Source organism: Klebsiella planticola, from assembly GCF_000783935.2.
Lineage (GTDB): Bacteria > Pseudomonadota > Gammaproteobacteria > Enterobacterales > Enterobacteriaceae > Klebsiella > Klebsiella planticola.
The window spans coordinates 850,368-866,476 of the sequence record NZ_CP026047.1; the positions used below are offsets into that span (position 1 = coordinate 850,368).

14 protein-coding genes are annotated in these 16,109 nt (G+C 53.5%); 1 reads left to right on the top strand and 13 read right to left on the bottom strand.

What is annotated here, in order from left to right; all coding sequences use genetic code 11:
- Positions 1–72 precede the first annotated feature (72 nt).
- From argO to tkt, 12 genes are all read right to left on the bottom strand, one after another.
- Positions 73–714 carry an arginine exporter ArgO gene (gene argO, locus MC50_RS04005; protein ID WP_032690799.1) on the bottom strand — a complete coding sequence of 214 codons (642 nt, stop codon included), beginning with the start codon at positions 712–714 and terminating at the stop codon, positions 73–75.
- A 149-nt stretch (positions 715–863) separates the two neighbouring features.
- A complete protein-coding gene (gene mscS, locus MC50_RS04010; RefSeq protein WP_032698022.1) occupies positions 864–1,721 on the bottom strand; it encodes a small-conductance mechanosensitive channel MscS in 858 nt (285 codons plus the stop codon).
- Between the two features lie 188 nt (positions 1,722–1,909).
- Entirely contained in the window at positions 1,910–2,989 is a 1,080-nt protein-coding gene (fbaA, locus tag MC50_RS04015; protein ID WP_004867428.1) for a class II fructose-bisphosphate aldolase, read from the bottom strand.
- Between the two features lie 195 nt (positions 2,990–3,184).
- Complete coding sequence (pgk, locus tag MC50_RS04020; protein WP_032690798.1) at positions 3,185–4,348, bottom strand: phosphoglycerate kinase; 1,164 nt, start codon at positions 4,346–4,348, stop codon at positions 3,185–3,187.
- Positions 4,349–4,425: 77 nt separating this feature from the next.
- Positions 4,426–5,445 carry an erythrose-4-phosphate dehydrogenase gene (gene epd, locus MC50_RS04025; RefSeq protein ID WP_015585767.1) on the bottom strand — a complete coding sequence of 340 codons (1,020 nt, stop codon included), beginning with the start codon at positions 5,443–5,445 and terminating at the stop codon, positions 4,426–4,428.
- A gap of 287 nt (positions 5,446–5,732) precedes the next feature.
- Positions 5,733–6,443, bottom strand: coding sequence for a nucleoside/nucleotide kinase family protein (locus MC50_RS04030; RefSeq protein ID WP_032698024.1), 711 nt, complete (start codon positions 6,441–6,443; stop codon positions 5,733–5,735).
- Positions 6,440–6,949 carry an MltR family transcriptional regulator gene (locus tag MC50_RS04035; RefSeq protein ID WP_016154381.1) on the bottom strand — a complete coding sequence of 170 codons (510 nt, stop codon included), beginning with the start codon at positions 6,947–6,949 and terminating at the stop codon, positions 6,440–6,442. Before MC50_RS04035 ends, MC50_RS04030 begins: the two co-directional genes overlap by 4 nt.
- Positions 6,950–6,964: 15 nt before the next feature.
- On the bottom strand, positions 6,965–7,936 hold the full coding sequence (gene glpX / locus MC50_RS04040; RefSeq protein ID WP_032698809.1) for a class II fructose-bisphosphatase: 972 nt from the start codon (positions 7,934–7,936) through the stop codon (positions 6,965–6,967).
- Complete coding sequence (locus MC50_RS04045) at positions 7,933–9,210, bottom strand: zinc-binding dehydrogenase (RefSeq protein ID WP_047663465.1); 1,278 nt, start codon at positions 9,208–9,210, stop codon at positions 7,933–7,935. The genes glpX and MC50_RS04045 overlap by 4 nt, the downstream gene beginning before the upstream one ends.
- A 24-nt stretch (positions 9,211–9,234) precedes the next feature.
- Positions 9,235–10,614, bottom strand: a complete 1,380-nt coding sequence (locus MC50_RS04050) for a PTS mannitol transporter subunit IICB (protein ID WP_064384454.1) — start codon at positions 10,612–10,614, stop codon at positions 9,235–9,237.
- 27 nt (positions 10,615–10,641) lie between these two features.
- Complete coding sequence (gene cmtB / locus MC50_RS04055) at positions 10,642–11,085, bottom strand: PTS mannitol transporter subunit IIA (protein ID WP_046853465.1); 444 nt, start codon at positions 11,083–11,085, stop codon at positions 10,642–10,644.
- A gap of 309 nt (positions 11,086–11,394) precedes the next feature.
- Positions 11,395–13,386: a transketolase gene (gene tkt / locus MC50_RS04060; protein WP_032698806.1), complete on the bottom strand. Its 1,992-nt coding sequence runs from the start codon at positions 13,384–13,386 to the stop codon at positions 11,395–11,397.
- A 277-nt stretch (positions 13,387–13,663) separates the two neighbouring features.
- On the opposite strand from tkt, the gene loiP reads away from it, so the two are divergent.
- A complete protein-coding gene (gene loiP, locus MC50_RS04065) occupies positions 13,664–14,422 on the top strand; it encodes a metalloprotease LoiP (protein WP_032690789.1) in 759 nt (252 codons plus the stop codon).
- A 42-nt stretch (positions 14,423–14,464) separates the two neighbouring features.
- Here loiP and MC50_RS04070 read toward each other — a convergent pair whose 3' ends face one another.
- Positions 14,465–16,105 carry a thiamine pyrophosphate-binding protein gene (locus tag MC50_RS04070; protein ID WP_032698805.1) on the bottom strand — a complete coding sequence of 547 codons (1,641 nt, stop codon included), beginning with the start codon at positions 16,103–16,105 and terminating at the stop codon, positions 14,465–14,467.
- Positions 16,106–16,109: the final 4 nt, after the last annotated feature.

A 16,109-nucleotide genomic window follows, 5' to 3' on the forward strand; every position in this document is an offset into this window, starting at 1 on the left:
TCTTACATTGGGTCGCCCGTCTACGGACGCATGTCTGCAAGCTTAACGCGTCCGCGGAGAAAGTCCATCGGACTAAGCCTGGTAAAACAGAGCCTGGACATGCTGGAGACCGTCTTTCGCCAGCTGCAGCGCAATAAACCACATCACCAGGCCGACCAGCACATTAATAATCCGCTGCGCTCGCGCGGTACGTAAGCGTGGCGCCAGCCACGCTGCCAGCAGGGCCAGTCCAAAGAACCACAGGAATGATGCGCTAATGGTGCCTAAGGCAAACCAGCGCTTTGGCTCCACGGCCAGCTGCCCTCCCAGGCTGCCCAGCACGACGAAAGTATCGAGATAGACATGCGGGTTAAGCCAGGTAACCGCCAGCATGGTGACGATAATTTTCCAGCGTCCCTGCTTCATGACTTCCGCACTGGCCAGTTCCAGGTTGCTGCTCAGCGCCGTTCTCAAGGCGCCGAAACCATACCAGAGCAGAAAGGCCACGCCTCCCCAGGTGACCAGCGCCAGCAGCCACGGCGACTGCATCAGCAACGCGCTACCGCCAAAAATACCGGCGCAAATCAGCAGCAGATCGCTCAACGCGCACAGCAGCGCGATCATCAGATGATACTGCCGGCGAATTCCCTGATTCATCACAAACGCATTTTGCGGACCGAGCGGCAAAATCATAGCCGCTCCCAGGGCAAGCCCCTGAAAGTAATACGATAACATGGTGTTTTTTCCGGTAGGTCGTTAATGCCGGGGAATATAGCGCGATAAAATCATTAGAGGAAATTGAAAATTTTAATCATTAATAAGTTTAACTAATACAGCAGTGGCAATAAAGGCCAGCATCGCTGGCCTCTGGATCGGCGGCTGAATTACTCCACTTTCTCCTGCGGACGAACCATATGAACATCCATCTGCGGGTACGGGAAGCTGATGCCGTTAGCGTCAAACTCGCGTTTAATACGCTCCAGCACATCCCAGTATACGCTTTGCAGATCGCTGCTCAGACTCCAGACGCGCACCACATAGTTCACCGACGACGCCCCCAATTCATGCAGACGTACGGTCATTTCGCGATCTTTGAGAATACGATCTTCCGATTCGATAATACGGGTGAGCAGCTGCTTGACCTTATCGATATCGGCATCGTAGGACACGCCGATAATAAATTCGTTGCGCCGCGCCGGCTCACGGGAAAAGTTAATGATATTGCCGGCGATAATTTTACCGTTCGGAACCACCACAATTTTACCGTCTGCCGTACGCATGGTCGTAGAGAAAATCTGCACGCTCAGTACCGTACCGGCGACGCCGCCGAGATCGACATACTCACCCGCGCGGAACGGGCGGAACATCACCAGCAGTACGCCAGCGGCCAGGTTAGACAGCGATCCTTGCAGCGCCAGACCTACGGCTAAACCGGCGGCACCGAGGACGGCGATCACCGATGCCGTCTGCACGCCTACGCGGCCTAATGCGGCAATCAGGGTGAACGCGACAACGGCATAGCGTACCAGGGCGGACAGAAAATCGGCAACGGTCGCATCAATCTTACGCGCCAGCATCAGTCGGTTCACCGTATTAGAGATGACCCGTGCCACAATCATACCGACGATAATAATCGCGATAGCGGCAACGATATTGACGGCATAGCTCAGCAGTAATTCCTGATTGCGCACCAGCCAGGAACTGGCGTTGTGTAGGCTATCGCCAACGTTCAACTCTTCCATTTAATCTTCCTTATGAATACCCGTAGGGGGAATAAAAAACCCAACCTGTACAGCGACAGGTTAACTAAGGGTAAACAATATGCACATGATTTGCCAAGTTGATCACAATTCTCAGCGAGATATCGCGTTGTTCAGCCATAAAAAAAGCCCGCTATTCAGCGGGCTTTCGGGCAAGAAACAGACGTTTCTTACAGAACGTCGATCGCGTTCAGCTCTTTAAATGCCTGCTCCAGACGCGTCACCATGGACGTCTGTGCAGCACGCAGCCATACGCGCGGATCGTAGTATTTCTTGTTCGGCTGGTCTTCGCCTTTCGGGTTGCCCAGCTGGCCCTGCAGGTAAGCTTCGTTGGTTTTGTAGTACTGCAGGATACCGTCCCAGGTTGCCCATTGGGTATCGGTATCGATGTTCATTTTGATAACGCCGTAGCTTACGGAGTCTTTGATTTCCTGAGCGGAAGAACCGGAACCGCCGTGGAAGACGAAGTTCAGGCTGTTGTGCGGCAGGTTGTGTTTCTTAGAAACATATTCCTGAGAATCGCGCAGGATGGTCGGAGTCAGCACGACGTTACCCGGCTTGTACACGCCGTGTACGTTACCGAAGGAAGCCGCGATAGTGAAACGCGGGCTGATTTTGCTCAGTTCAGTGTACGCGTAATCAACGTCTTCCGGCTGAGTGTACAGGGCAGAAGCGTCCATGTGGCTGTTGTCCACGCCGTCTTCTTCGCCACCGGTGCAACCCAGTTCGATTTCCAGAGTCATGTCCATTTTGGCCATGCGCGCCAGATATTTAGAGCAGATTTCGATGTTTTCGTGCAGAGACTCTTCAGACAGGTCAATCATGTGAGAAGAGAACAGCGGTTTGCCGGTAGCAGCGAAGTGTTTTTCACCCGCGTCCAGCAGGCCGTCGATCCACGGCAGCAGTTTCTTCGCGCAGTGGTCGGTGTGCAGAATAACCGGCACGCCGTAGTGTGCAGCCATCTGGTGAACGTGATGTGCGCCAGAGATAGCACCCAGGATTGCTGCGCCCTGAGGAACGTCAGTTTTCACGCCTTTGCCCGCGATAAACGCTGCGCCGCCGTTGGAGAACTGAACGATAACCGGAGAACGAACTTTTGCAGCAGCTTCCAGAACGGCGTTGATGGAGTCAGTACCCACACAGTTAACCGCTGGCAGAGCAAAGTTATTTTCTTTAGCTACCTGGAACACTTTCTGAACGTCATCACCAGTGATCACGCCAGGTTTTACGAAATCAAAAATTTTAGACATGTTACGTAGTCCTGTATCTTCGGCCGTTTATGCTCGCCATCATTCGTGCGGCAGTCCTCTGGCTTACCTCGCTTACCCCGGTTACGTAAGAACCTGGCGTTCGCGCTGTCGCCACCTTCCGGCAACACGAATTATTTAGAGCAACAAATTGAATTTTATTTGCAAAACAGGCGGGATTTCCCCGCCTGATCAAACTTACTTCTTAGCGCGCTCTTCAAGCATAGCTACTGCTGGCAGGACTTTACCTTCCACGAATTCGAGGAATGCGCCGCCGCCAGTGGAGATGTAGGAAATTTTGTCCGCAATGCCGAACAGGTCAATCGCTGCCAGGGTGTCACCACCGCCAGCGATGGAGAAACCTTCGCTGTCAGCGATGGCGTTAGCCACGATTTCAGTCCCTTTACGGAAGTTCGGGAATTCGAATACGCCAACCGGACCATTCCACAGAATAGTTTTAGCGTTTTTCAGGATATCAGCCAGTTTCTGTGCAGAAACATCGCCCAGGTCCAGGATCTGCTCGTCATCTTTGATGTCGTTAACAGATTTCAGCGTCGCGGTCGCCGTTTCGGAGAACTCAGTTGCCACGCGAACGTCGGTCGGAACCGGGATATCGCAGGTGGTCAGCAGGCGTTTCGCTTCGTCAACCAGGTCAGCTTCGTACAGGGATTTACCCACGTTGTGGCCCTGAGCGGCAACGAAGGTGTTGGCGATGCCACCACCGACGATCAGCTGGTCAGCGATTTTAGACAGGGAATCCAGAACGGTCAGTTTGGTGGAAACTTTAGAACCACCTACGATGGCAACCATCGGGCGAGCCGGTTCTTTCAGCGCTTTACCCAGCGCGTCCAGTTCGGCGGCCAGCAGCGGGCCTGCGCACGCAACATCGGCGAATTTACCGATACCGTGGGTAGAGGCCTGCGCACGGTGTGCAGTACCGAAGGCGTCCATGACGAACACGTCGCACAGCGCCGCGTATTTTTTGGACAGCGCTTCGTCGTCTTTCTTCTCGCCTTTGTTGAAGCGAACGTTTTCCAGAACAACCAGTTCACCGGCTGCAACTTCAACGCCATCCAGGTAATCTTTAACCAGACGTACCGGGTTAGACAGTTTGTCTTTCAGGTAATTAACAACCGGCAGCAGAGAGAATTCTTCGTTGTACTCGCCTTCGGTCGGACGACCCAGGTGAGAAGTGACCATCACTTTAGCACCCTGTTTCAGCGCCAGCTCAATGGTCGGCAGAGAAGCACGGATACGCGCGTCGCTGGTTACTTTCCCGTCTTTGACTGGTACGTTCAGATCGGCACGGATAAAAACGCGTTTACCAGCCAGATCCAGATCGGTCATCTTAATTACAGACATGGTGAATCCTCTCAATGATTCTTAAAGTTTTGCAGACGCCATACGCTCCATCGTGAACAATGTTGCGCAGGGATGTCTCACCTGAAACCAATAACGGCCATCGCTAACGTCGTGTCGAGCATCCGGTTAGCAAAGCCCCATTCATTATCACACCAGACCAATGTTTTGATCAGATGAGCACCACTGACTCGGGTTTGGGTGCCATCAACGATGGCGCTGTGCGGGTCGTGGTTGAAATCTATCGAGACCAACGGCAATTCCGTATAGTCAACTATACCATGAAATGCACCTTGTGCTGCTTTTTGCAGCAACTGGTTGACTTCATTAGCCTTTACAGGTTTTTTCACCGTCACGCTAAGGTCAATCGCCGTCACATTAATCGTCGGTACGCGGACCGCAATCGCCTCGAAACGGTCATTAAACTGCGGGAAAATTCGCGTGATCCCCGCAGAGAGTTTGGTATCAACCGGAATAATCGACTGGCTGGCCGCGCGCGTACGGCGCAGATCCGGATGATAAGCGTCGATCACCTGTTGATCGTGCATGGCGGAGTGGATTGTCGTTACCGTTCCTGACTCAATGCCGTAGGCATCATCTAACAGTTTTATGACCGGGATAATGCAGTTGGTCGTGCAGGAGGCGTTGGAGACAATACGGTGCTCCGTACGCAACTCATCATGGTTCACGCCAAATACAACGGTCGCGTCGAGATCGCTGCTGCCGGGATGGGAAAAGAGCACTTTCTTTGCCCCTGCCCGAATATGGGCTTCGCCATGCTCACGGCTGCCGTAAACACCGGTGCAATCGAGAACAATATCAACCGCCAGCTCCTGCCAGGGCAGCGCCTCAATCGAAGGTTCATGCAGCAGGCGTATGGCATCATCGCCGACATACAGCTGCTCTCTCTCCTGGCGAACATCCCAGGCAAAGCGCCCATGGCTGGTGTCATATTTCAACAAATGCGCGATGCCCGCGGCATCCGCCAGCTCGTTGATTGCCACCACGGTAATTTCCGCACGACGCCCGGATTCATATAAAGCGCGAACCACGTTGCGTCCTATGCGACCGAAGCCATTAATCGCGATGCGTATGGTCATAGGTCTCCTGCAAGGTTGTCCCTGATTTGAGATGGCTGACAGAGTAATCCAGCCACGCCCGAAGGGAAACCTTACCCGTCGCAAACTGCGACTGATTGATTAATTGTCGAACATTTAATCGACTGAAACGCTTCAGCTAGAATAAGCGAATCAGGGAATAAAAGGAATGACTGTCCAGCCAAAGAAGACAGTTATCTGACGTACGTCACATTTTACCTACTGAGACGGGGGGCAATTATCCCAGTAAGTCGTAATAATCATTACGGCATAACTGGAATAATTTACCTTCACGCAATCCGATACTCACCTGATTCCAGCATCTCCAGCGTCAGGTCGCCAGGCCGGCTAGTTTCCAGGACCCGACGAACATTCGGTCCGTCGGTACGCTCATAAAACGCCTCAGCATCAGCTCGCGATAATCCACCAGCCAGTTTACGGCCCACCAGTCGTGTACGAAGCGCATTGGCTGGGGCGCGAATAAACAGCGAGTAATCACAAAACGCAGCTAACGCTCGCCATCTTTCGTCATCGCGCAATAACCAGTTTCCTTCCACAATCACAATCGGCGCCGTCACTGTGATGGCCGCTTCTACCGGATCATGCTTTTGCCGGTCATATTGCGGCCAGCATCCTTCCCCTTCCCTTATCTGGCGCAGATTCTGCGCAAGTTTCCCCACATCAAAGGTTTCCGGCGCACCTTTGTAGGCCCGCAGATTATGGGTATCCAGCCAGCTGTTATAATGATGGAAGCCATCCATCGGCAGCGTCTGGATCTCCGGCAAGCAAGGATCATGGCGAGAGAGGTATTCCCAGAAACTTGTCAGCGTCGATTTACCCGTCCCCGGCGGTGCGCTGAGAAAAACGATCGTTCGTCGCTGCGGGTTAGCGGCATGTATTTTTGACAGCTGCTGCAATAACGGTTTGTGAACGTTCTGTATCTCATCATCCTGGTAATGTGCTTCAACCTGGAGCCCATTCACCGTTAGTTCGATTTTCACGGCGTTAATTCCTTTAAAATCGCCGTCACTGCCAGCGTCATTGCCGTCTTGACCATTGCGCTAAAGCGCACTTCAGACCACGCAGCAAAGTCAGCAAACTTCATCGACTCCAGCGCACCATAAAGGGTCGCGTTGCGGGTGATACTGTTGACGTTGCTGACAAAATCCCAGGTAATGTCATCGGCAAAACCGGGGATATTATCCTGCTCGTTCAGGTACTGATAAAACTGAGAAAAATGAGTAATGTCGGCATAAAGCCACTTATCCATTTTCCCCAGCGCATAAATCAGACGTAACGCAACGTCGATATCGTCAAGCGGCCCACTCTGGGCGAGTAACGGCTTCACTGCATATTCCACGATCTCTTCATCGTTATTGACGAACAGCGACGGTAGAAAGCGCTTAATGCCCTGGAGCAAAATGTTATGTGCCGTCGTCATAAACGAGAGTAAATTATTTTGAGCATCCAGTTGCTCAAGCACATCGTCTTCTGTCAGCGTCGTCATTCGTTTCTCGATGAATCACCATGAATGCAGGGAGTCTATTATATTACACGTTCGATCCGCGCCGCCGATCAGTAAAGTTTGCGTGCGCACACCATTCGCAACCTGTTGGATCCCTTTAACAAGATCGCCGCCCGTGACCCCCGTCGCGCTGAAGAGGATCTCGTTTCCCCCTACCAGTTCGTCGAGCGTATAGATTCGGTTGATCTCAACGCCCATCTCCGCGCAGCGCTGACGTTCCTGGGTTGCAATCAGACGATGATCTGCGCTATCCCCTTTCGCTTCGCAAAAATCGATCAGCTCAGCCTGCATATCGCCCCTCAGCGCTTTAACCGCACAGGCTGAAATAACCCCTTCAGGCGCCCCGCCAATGGTATACATCAGGTCATAGGGATTATCTTGCATACAGGCCAGCACGCTGGCGGCAACATCGCCATCGGGCAGAGCAAAAACCTTGACGCCAAGTCGTGTCGCCTCAGCAATCGCCGGTTGAAGGCGCGGTTTATCCAGCGTCACCATACGCAGTCGCTCCAGCGGTTTGCCCAACGCCTCTGCTACATTACGCAGATTGTCTGCCAACGGCAGCGCCAGATTAATCGCCCCTTTGGCGCAGCGATTAACAACCAGTTTTCTCATGTACATATCTGGGGCGTGTAACAAACTGCCACGGGGTGCAAACGCCATGACGGCCAGGGCGTTGCTTTGCCCCATCGCCACCATTCGGGTTCCTTCGATAGGATCGACGGCGATATCTACCTCAGGCCCGACGCCGTTTCCCACCTCTTCACCAATCCACAGCATCGGGGCTCGATCAATCTCCCCTTCGCCAATGACGATTCGTCCACGGATGCCAATACTGTTCAATGCTTCCCGCATTGCCGTCACGGCCAGACCGTCAATCTTGTTTTTATCGCCGCACCCGGTTTGTGGCCAGGCGGCCAGCGCAGCCTGCTCCGTGATGCGAAATAGCGGCCATGCCAGCGACATCATATCGCCGCCTCCCCGATATCAACGCCAAAGTGCGCCAAAAGGTATTTTTCTGCATTTTCATTCCAGATACCGTGCGTCTCTTCCACCAGCTGCGCCAGTTCTTTGAATAATGGGTCAGTTTTCCCTTTCTCCGCAAAATCAGCAATGGCAGTCAACGGCATGGTAACGCCGTTATATATAAGCTTTTTACCCCCGGGGATCGCAGGTAAATTCAGTACGGTTTCCGGAACCGCATCAAGGCCGCCAATGTGCGTCACCATAAACGACGGTTGCAGCTGGCCGGTTGCACTGAGCGCAATTGCCTCTTTCATATCATCCGTTGAACCACCGGATGTCCCGACAACGTGAGTACTGTTGTAGTGCACGTTATAAAAATTAAACGGCACTTTGAAGTGACTGTCCGTAGGGCCGGCAAAGAAGTTCAGGCAACCATCTTCCGCGAGCAAATCATCAGCCATTTCAATGACTGCAGGCACTGCCGCATACACAAAGATATCATCAAAACCTATGTCATTGGTTAACGCACGCAGCATCGCTGTCGGAGAATCCATACCGGAAGTATTCACATAGATAAGCTCAATCCCCTTTTCTGCCGCCAGCTCAACCGGCAACAGTTTTTTAGCCTGTGCCAGTCGCGCTTCGTCAATATCGACCACCACCACGCGTGACGGCTGAATACTGCCGTTAATGGCATAATCTATTGCGCCAATACCCATCGGCCCGGCGCAGGCCAGAAGGGCAATGCTTCCCCCCGGCTTAATCCCCATACGATGCTCATAGACGTAAGGCGTCGTATGATAGTTTGCGTTATAGGCGCCAATAATGCAGCACATCGGTTCTGCCAGTGAGGCGGCGGCAAAGTAAGATCCGTGGTAAGGCAAAACGCATCCCAGGTTAATCGCGACCTCCGGGATAATCATATATGTCGCATTGCCGCCAAAATATTCATAGCTGTACCCCGCTGAATAGCCACTTGGTAATCCCATCGCGGGTTGCAAAACAAAACGCTGACCTTTCTTATATTTATCCGTCAGGTTTTTTCCAACCTCAACAATGATACCTGCACATTCATGCCCGGTAATAACCGGATGGTTTTCCAGATCGTCCGGTACGCGTTTATGATCGCTCCCTAAGGCTGCCGCTTTCCAGGTGGATAAACAAACGCTATCGGATATTACGCTGACTAATAATTCATTATCTGTAATGGCAGGTAGTTCAAACTCGCGGATACGAATATCCTGCTTGCCATATATGGCAGCAACTTTCGTTTTCATATTCACTCCAATAATAGAATAAGGTTAGTTCGCAGTAATGCGTTTAAATAAATCGTCCAACAGTGGGTCACCAATATAATTTTTAATCAGCACTAATGGCTTTTCACTCACACGTTTAACACGACCTTCAAGACTGGCATGGGTGACAATAATATCGGCATCTTGCGGAACGTTTTCGATGGCGTAATGCGTTACATTAATATTCAACCCCGCTTTTTCCAGACGTTTACGAAACGTGGTTGCCCCCATGGCACTAGAACCCATTCCCGCATCACAAACAAAAGCGACGCGTTTAATATTTTTATAAGAAAACTTACCTTCCTGCTTCATTGCCTTGACGGTTCTGGCTGATTCAGCGAAGCCATCTTCACTTTCTGTTTCGACGTTCTTTTCCATTTTCAGGATTAAAGAGGTAATAACAAAGGTGACAATCGTTCCCGCGGTGACTCCTGCAATAGTTGCGAGGAAAGAACCTTTTGGCGTTAATGCCAGGTAAGCGAATATTGAGCCGGGGCTCGGTCCTGCAACCAACCCACCGTTCAGCAGATAGAACACCCACGTCCCGGTCATTCCCCCGGCAATCATACCAATCAGGGTCAGAGGCTTCATCAACACATATGGGAAATACAGTTCATGAATACCACCGAGGAAGTGGATAATCATAGCGCCTGGCGCAGATTTCTTACTCATCCCCTTGCCAAAGATGGCAAAGCCAAGTAACAAACCTAACCCCGGTCCAGGGTTGGATGCCACCATGAAAAAAATCGATTTTCCCGTTTCTGAAGCTTGCTGCATTCCCAGCGGATAATACACGCCCTGATCGATGGCATTGTTCAGAAAGAGGATTTTTGCAGGCTCATTGATCACGGACAGCAACGGCAGATAACCCGCATGAACCAACGCTTCAATACACTCCTTCACAAAATTATTGGCAATGAGAACCGCTGGACCAATGACTTCAAACCCCAGCAAGCATAAAAGCATCCCCGCAATACCAAGTGAGAAGTTATTGATAACCATCTCGAACCCTGCAGGAATGCGTTTTTCCAGCAGCTGGTCAACATGCTTAATCACCCAACCGCCAAGCGGTCCCATCACCATCGCGCCAAGGAACATCGGGATATCCGCGCCCACAATCACGCCAATAGACCCAATACCTCCCATTACCGCGCCACGTTTCCCCCCCACCAGATGCCCCCCTGTGGAGCCAATCATGACGGGCAGTAAATAGGTAATCATCGGACCGACAATTTTGGCGAAATGCTCATTCGGCATCCAACCGGTAGGAATAAACAATGCGGTTATAAAACCCCAGGCAATAAAAGCGCCGATGTTGGGGATGACCATTGCAGTCAAAAACCCACCAAAAGCCTGGACTTTGGCACGAGCAGACTTGTTTTCCATAATAATATCCTGAAAGGAAACGGTTAATTATGCGTGGGCGATAATATCCGCCAATTGTTTCTCTGATTTAGCCGCTAACAACGCGGTCAGTACTTCCTCTTCACATAATAATTCGCTTAAGGCCTGAATAGCGCCAATGTGTGAATCTGCATTTTCCGCCGACAATCCGATTAATAATCGGACACCTTCATCATCTTCGGCAAATTTAACTTCCTGTTTGAGGAGTGTTAATGACATCCCGGTTTTTAACGCGCCACATTCCGGACGAGCGTGTGGCATGGCGACGCCAGGCGCTAAAATATAATAAGGGCCATTGTTAATCGTTGAATCTTTAATGGCCTGAATATAACCTGAATTGACATAATGATTAGCGAGTAAGGAAGACATAGAAAAGTCAATTGCCTCCTGCCAGTTCTTTGCGGAATTTTTTATTGAGATAGATGCTTCTGGAAAGTAATCAATCAGCCGCATATATTTTCCTTATTTTTAGGGTACGAGTGAGCGTTAAAAACAAAATACTCGAGCGGCAAAATGAAATCAATCGAGGAGAAAAACACATACAGCGCAGGATGCTTTTACATGAAGCCTTTAAAAACAATTAGTTGTTAACAAAAATATAAAAAGCAATACAAATTATGTGACACGCATTACAAAATTCAAACATTGCTAAATATCATATTTGTGATTCAGATCTACAATATTGGGTTGCACAGACTTAAATAAATTTAATCCCATAAAAAACGGGCCGCCTGAGCGACCCGTTTTCACCTGTAAACGTAATTACAGCAGCGCTTTTGCCTTCGCAACCACGTTGTCGACGGTGAAGCCGAACTCTTCGAACAGCTGCTCTGCCGGCGCAGACTCACCGAAGGTGGTCATGCCAACGATAGCGCCATTCAGGCCCACGTATTTGAACCAGTAGTCGGCGATGCCGGCTTCGACGGCCACGCGAGCAGAGACCGCTTTCGGCAGCACCGATTCACGGTACGCCGCGTCCTGCTTGTCGAACGCGTCGGTGGACGGCATAGAGACCACGCGCGCCTTCACCCCTTCGGCCGTCAGTTTATCCCACGCGGCCACCGCCAGTTCGACTTCAGAACCGGTGGCGATGAAGATAAGCTCCGGCTGACCGGCGCAGTCTTTCAGCACGTAGCCACCGCGGGCGATGTTCGCCAGCTGCTCTGCAGTACGATCCTGCTGTGCCAGGTTCTGACGGGAGAGGATCAGCGCGGTCGGGCCGTCATGACGCTCAACGCCGTATTTCCACGCCACCGCCGATTCCACCTGGTCACACGGACGCCATGTGGACATGTTCGGGGTCACGCGCAGGGACGCCACCTGCTCTACCGGCTGGTGCGTCGGGCCATCTTCGCCCAGACCGATGGAGTCGTGGGTGTAGACCATCACCTGACGCTGTTTCATCAGCGCCGCCATACGCACCGCGTTACGCGCATATTCCACGAACATCAGGAAGGTGGAGGTGTACGGCAGGAAACCACCGTGCAGAGAGATCCCGTTGGCGATCGCGGTCATACCGAATTCACGCACGCCGTAATGGATATAGTTACCGGCGGTGTCTTCATTAATCGCTTTAGAACCAGACCACAGGGTCAGGTTGGATGGCGCCAGGTCAGCGGAGCCGCCGAGGAATTCCGGCAGCCACGGGCCAAACGCTTCAATCGCATTCTGCGACGCTTTACGGCTGGCGATTTTCGCCGGGTTAGCCTGCAGCTTAGCGATAAATTCATTGGCTTTAGCGTCGAAGTCAGCCGGCATTTCGCCCTTCATACGACGGGTAAACTCAGCGGCTTCCTGCGGGAAGGCTTTGGCATACGCGGCGAACTTCTCGTTCCAGGCCGCTTCTTTCGCCTGACCGGCTTCTTTGGCATCCCACTGCGCATAGATATCAGACGGGATGTCGAAGGCCGGGTGTTTCCAGCCCAGGGCTTCGCGGGTCAGGGCAATTTCGGCATCGCCCAGCGGCGCGCCGTGGGAATCGTGGGTACCGGCTTTGTTCGGCGAACCGAAACCGATGATGGTTTTGCACATCAGCAGGGACGGCTTGTCGGTGACCGCACGAGCTTCTTCTACCGCGCGTTTGATCGCCTCAGCGTCGTGACCGTCAACGCCGCGCACTACGTGCCAGCCATAGGCTTCGAAACGTTTAGCGGTGTCGTCGGTGAACCAGCCTTCCACATGACCGTCGATGGAGATACCGTTGTCATCATAGAACGCCACCAGTTTGCCCAGCTTCAGGGTACCGGCCAGGGAGCAGACTTCGTGCGAGATCCCTTCCATCATGCAGCCGTCGCCCATGAAAGCGTAGGTGAAGTGGTCAACGATATCGTGGCCCGGACGGTTGAACTGCGCAGCCAGCGTTTTTTCCGCAATAGCCATGCCCACGGCGTTAGCAATCCCCTGGCCCAGCGGACCGGTGGTGGTTTCCACGCCAGCGGTGTAGCCCACTTCCGGGTGGCCCGGAGTCTTAGAGTGCAGCTGACGGAAGTTTTTCAGCTCTTCGATCGGCAGATCATAACCGGTGAGGTGCAGCAGGCTGTAAATCAGCATGGAACCGTGGCCGTTGGACAGCACAAAGCGGTCGCGGTCGGCCCAGGCCGGGTTCTGCGGGTTATGGTTCATGAAATCACGCCACAGGACTTCGGCAATGTCAGCCATACCCATCGGGGCACCCGGGTGGCCGGATTTGGCTTTCTGTACAGCATCCATGCTCAGCGCACGAATAGCGTTAGCAAGCTCTTTACGTGAGGACATTTTGACTCCAGTTCGGACTGTTGAAGGCCATACCCTTAACGACTTGACGAGAGCGCGTTTTGGGCTACGCCAGAAAAAAGTGTCAACAATGTAACCCAAGCGCGAAAGCATGTACATGGAGCATCCTTTTGTGGTTTAAGAAATCTCCGGAACACGTTGTGCTGCCCCGGAATCCTCTCGCCCGCGTCGCGCAATAGTCTTTATAATTTGTACAGGATGCGACAGCCTTATTGTTGCCTTTTTCAGTCAGATCATCGAACGAGTGTGGAAGATAAAAATGAAAATTCGCTCAACTATTCTTGCCCTTGGGATCGCAGCAACCCTCACCGGATGTCAGAACATGGACTCCAACGCCCTTCTCAGTTCGGGCGCCGAAGCTTTTCAGGCCTATTCCCTGAGCGACGCTCAGGTTAAAAGCTTAAGTGACCAGGCTTGCAAAGAGATGGATAGCAAAGCCACCCTCTCGCCGGCCAGCAGCGAATACAGCAAGCGCCTGAGCAAAATCGCCGCCGCGCTGGGCGACAATATCAACGGCCAGCCGGTGAATTACAAAGTGTATGAAACCAAGGACGTCAACGCGTTCGCGATGGCGAATGGTTGCATCCGCGTCTATAGCGGCCTGATGGACATCATGAACGATAACGAAGTTGAAGCGGTCATCGGCCATGAGATGGGCCACGTCGCCCTCGGCCACGTCAAGAAAGGGATGCAGGTCGCGCTCGGCACCAACGCCGTTCGCGCTGCCGCTGCCTCGGCGGGCGGTATCGTCGGCAGCCTGTCGCAATCTCAGCTTGGCGATCTGGGCGAAAAGCTGGTGAACTCGCAGTTCTCCCAGCGCCAGGAGTCCGAAGCGGACGACTACTCCTACGATCTGCTGCGTAAGCGCGGGATTAATCCAGGAGGGCTGGCCACCAGCTTCGAGAAGCTGGCTAAGCTGGAAGCCGGGCGTCAAAGCTCAATGTTTGACGATCACCCGGCCTCCGAAGAACGTGCTCAGCATATCCGCGATCGTATGAAGGCAGACGGCATTAAATAATCTCTCCGTCCCCTCTCTGCGCCGCAGAGAGGGGAAAAGAGCTTAGTACAGCGTCTTCTGCGGCGGCCCGGCAAAACGCAGCGCGCCAATCTGCCCCATCCTGACCTCTACCACCGACGGCCCTGGCGTCGCCAGCGCTTCGGTCATCACCGCGGTGAAATCTTCCGCTCGCTCAACGCTCCATGCCTGTAGACCGATAGCCTGCGCCAGCAGCGTGAAATCCGGCGTGTGCAGCTCGTTGTAATACTGGCGACCGCCGAAATACTTATCCTGAATACCGCGCATCACGCCATAGCCGCCATCGTTCATGATCAGCAGCGTCACGTTGGCCTTTTCCTGCGCCAGCGTCGCCAGCTCTCCGAGGTTCAGGCTCAGACCGCCATCGCCGACCAGGCCGACTATCTTGCGCTGCGGGTTGGCGATCGCCGTGCCGATCGCCATCGGCAGCCCCATACCAATGGCCCCCGCCAGCGAATGCACGTTCATCAGCGGGCCATTTGCACGGAACAGACGACTGCCCCACAGGCTGCCGGAGACGGTGATATCGCGGACCAGAATACCGTCATCAGGCAGCGCCTGTTCGATAGCGTCGTTCAGTTGGGCATAGGCGCCGCACTGTTCACGTAGCCCGTGCTCCGCCTGCGTCACCGCCTCTTTGACCTGTGCGTCCCAGTGACCATTGCCCCATTCACGCCCCTGCGCTTTGGCCGCCAGCGCCGCCAGTAAAGCCGAACAATCGGCGATCAGCGTGTTGTCCATCAGATAGTTACGGCTGGCCGCCGCCGGATCGATATCAATCTGTACGCGTGGCGAAGGCAGTTCAAGCGTCCAGGAGCGCGTTTCGTTACTGCGCAGACGCGAGCCCGCGACCAGGGTGAAATCACATTGCGCCATCAGCGCCTCAACGGAAGGCGAATTATGGAAGGCGCGCAGGCTGGCGCGATGGCTGTCCGGCAGCACGCCGCGCCCGTGGGTACTGGAGATCACGGTGATCCCCGCATCCGCCAGTTTTTTCACCGCCGCCGCGCTACCGATAGCCCCGCCGCCCAGCCACAGCAGCGGCTGTTTCGCCTGCCTGAGCTGCGCCCACAGGGTATCCACCGTTGCCTGAGCGACGGGCGCCGCCGGCGCGATGTTCAGCGGGGCGGTGACCAGCGCCAGGGGAATGCTTGCCCCCTGAATATCAATCGGGATCTCCACCGATACCGGCCCGCACGGCGGCGTCCGCGCTTCCTGAATCGCCTTGTGCAAAATGGCGATCGCCTGATTGGCGTTACTGATGCGATACGCACGTTTCGAACTGGCTTTCAGGAAGGTCAGCTGATCGCGGGTTTCGTGAATAAAACCGGTATCCGCATCCAGCCAGGTTTTCTCTACCTGACCGGTCAGATGCAGCAGCGGCGTACCGGCATTCATCGCCTCCACCAGCGCCCCGACCGCGTTCCCCGCCCCGGCACCGGTGCTGGTTAGCGCGACTCCAAGGCCGGAAAAGCGACCGTGGGCGTCGGCCATGGTCACCGAACCGGCTTCGCCACGCGCCGGAACAAAGCGGATGTTGCCGCGTTGGCCAATAGCATCGGCAACCGGCAGGTTATGAATAGAGATGACGCCGTAAATAGCCTCAACGTTGTACTGCTCCAGCGTTCTGGCGATGGCTTCGCCGACGGTTATCATTTCGCTCATTGCT